The 2,332-nt window shown below is 47.9% G+C and carries 2 protein-coding genes; one reads left to right on the forward strand and one right to left on the reverse strand.

Going from position 1 to position 2,332, the window contains the following annotated elements; translation table 11 throughout:
• Positions 1-403: DDE-type integrase/transposase/recombinase (locus NTH01S_RS11370; protein WP_157070974.1), on the forward strand; the 403-nt coding region annotated here is incomplete at its 5' end.
• 401 nt (positions 404-804) lie between these two features.
• On the opposite strand, the gene NTH01S_RS11375 is transcribed toward NTH01S_RS11370, so the two are convergent.
• Positions 805-1,644, reverse strand: a complete 840-nt coding sequence (locus NTH01S_RS11375; protein WP_306307478.1) for a replication protein RepA — start codon at positions 1,642-1,644, stop codon at positions 805-807.
• Positions 1,645-2,332: the final 688 nt, after the last annotated feature.

Raw genomic sequence — 2,332 nt, forward strand, 5'->3', positions numbered from 1 at the left:
TGATTTCTACCTGTCACCCACGCGGAACGCCAAGGCTGCCAAACGTTTTCTGGGCAAATCCGTGAACGGGCTGAAGGATTGGGAGAAGCCCGAGACGATCAACACGGACAAGGCCCCGACCTACGGTATCGCGATCAAAGAGCTGAAAAAGAAAGGTAAGCTGCCAGGCACAGTGCAGCACCGACAGGTGAAATACCTGAACAACGTGATCGAAGCCGATCACGGCAAGCTCAAGCAGCTGATCAAGCCCGTGCGTGGTTTCAAAACGTTGAAAACCGCCTATGCGACCATCAAGGGGTTCGAGGTCATGCGCGCCTTGAAGAAGGGACAGGCCAGATCCTGGCAGCAGGAAAAGGGCATCACGGGAAAAGTGCGTCTCATCGAAAAACAATTCAGCGTCTAAGCCATTTGAAAATCAAAACAAATGGGATGCACTCAACCCAAACTTAACTTTGCAACAGGGCTGTCCAATCTGTACTGGGGCGAGCTTCCGGAAGACCGCGCTCTTGAGGAAGCCGCTGCTGCGGCCCAACAGGTGGCAAAAGCTTCAGCCCCGATCCCCGCTGGTAGGCTTCGCTTTGACCGGAATACGTGGTCTCGCCCAGAGGTGGAAAGAGCGAGTTCGGGACAACATTGCGGGGATCGGGGCTGGCCACACTTGACGCAGAAGACCGTAATCGATCACTCGCACATCAGGATTGGAAACTTTTTGCATTTCAAACGGCAACCACAGAAGCCTTTTGTCGCGATTACAATGTGTAAACGGCCACCTTGCTGGTGGGAACTTTGCCGGCACTTAGGAAGTTATTCCCTAATTTTTTTGATGGTATAAAGTTTCGGAGCGACAGGCGGTCTAGAGGGTGAAAGAATGAGACCTTGTGGGTTACTGTCAACTTTTGCATCCGGGTAAACTGCTAAGGCCATTTGCAAGCTAGACAGGAATTGCGAGCGGAAATGGGCCATTCGTTCTACCCCGGGGCCGAATTGCGCTTTCAATGCTGCCCATGTGATAGGGGTTGGCGTCTTTAAGCAGTGTAGACGGTAAGCTAGCCAGCAATAAATGTCGAGTGCCTGAGATAGGCCATTTAGAGAACGGATGGCGGACTCTTCCATCGGAATCGGATGTTTCATAAGCTGTTCGAAGAACAATTCAGAGAGTTGGACTGAGTCAATAAGCCGTGTTTTGCCGTGTCCGTCCGCATCGGTAAAAAACCGTGCTGAATCAATAATGTTTTGGTTTATAATGCCGCTAGAGTTTCCGATGTTTTGGAATTCGAAGGTTAGACGACATCTGGCAATTCTTTCCGCTTGTTCACGGACGTCAGCGATAGATTTTCCCCCTTGGGGGATGCCCATGAGCTTAATCCAGCTACGAAATGATCCTCCCAAATCTACTTGTCGACTTTGAGTTTTTACCGCTTCAGATTGTAAATAAAGTAAAATTAATCTTGCTTTAGAGCCATATGGAACGCCTACATATTCAGGTGTTCCAGTCAGGGAAGGGCGTCTTCCTGGCTCGACAACCATTGTCGCTCTGTCTGTTGATACTTGCCATGCGGCGTCGTTTGCGATGCGTTTGTGAGGGAGAACAACATGGGCAAAACCACTATAGAGAAAGCTTACCGTGTTGTCTTCGTTGGACATATACGACACAGCTGTTTCTACTACCTTGCGGTCATAATCGAGAGCGAGTGCTCCTTGTCTACCGTTAGTCTCAATGAGGCTGTGTATTTTTCCCATGAGTACAGACTATGACGAAGAAATTACTATTTGTCAGTGGGAACTTTGGCGACATTGGGTGGGGATAAATTAAAGGAGCTGTTTTCGTGCTAACTAATAGGAGAATAATAGTTATTAATATATTAGTTTGGTGCGTCAGAGTTCTCGGGATAACGCTTAAAAATGGCAGTTTTCCGTTAGGATTGTCGCTAGAGTTCCTGGTTTTGTCGTTAGAGTTCCCAAAAATCTCGCTAGAGTTCTCGGGATAACCCATGGGTGTCGCCAAAGTTCTCGGGATAAGTTTTTTTGAGACTATTCCACTTTGTGGACTTCGAATCGGGATGGAACACGAATATTTCGTCACTTAACAGAGCACCATCCTGCGGAAATTAAGCGTTTTGTCGCCAGAGTTCCCTCCTTATGGGACCTTGTGTCGCTAGAGTTCTCACTCATTGCAAACTGCTTGCCAAGATGTATGACCTTTTCGGCAGAACCTATGTAAATGCTATGGTCTCTACCGCTTTATCCTTGCGGTGTCGTCAGAGTTCCCAATAGCAGATCTGTTACAATGCTTAGTTTTTCGGCTGATTTTAGATCGACACGAAAATCTAAA

It is taken from the genome of Neokomagataea thailandica NBRC 106555, assembly GCF_001598495.1.
GTDB classification, from domain to species: Bacteria; Pseudomonadota; Alphaproteobacteria; order Acetobacterales; family Acetobacteraceae; genus Gluconobacter; species Gluconobacter thailandicus_A.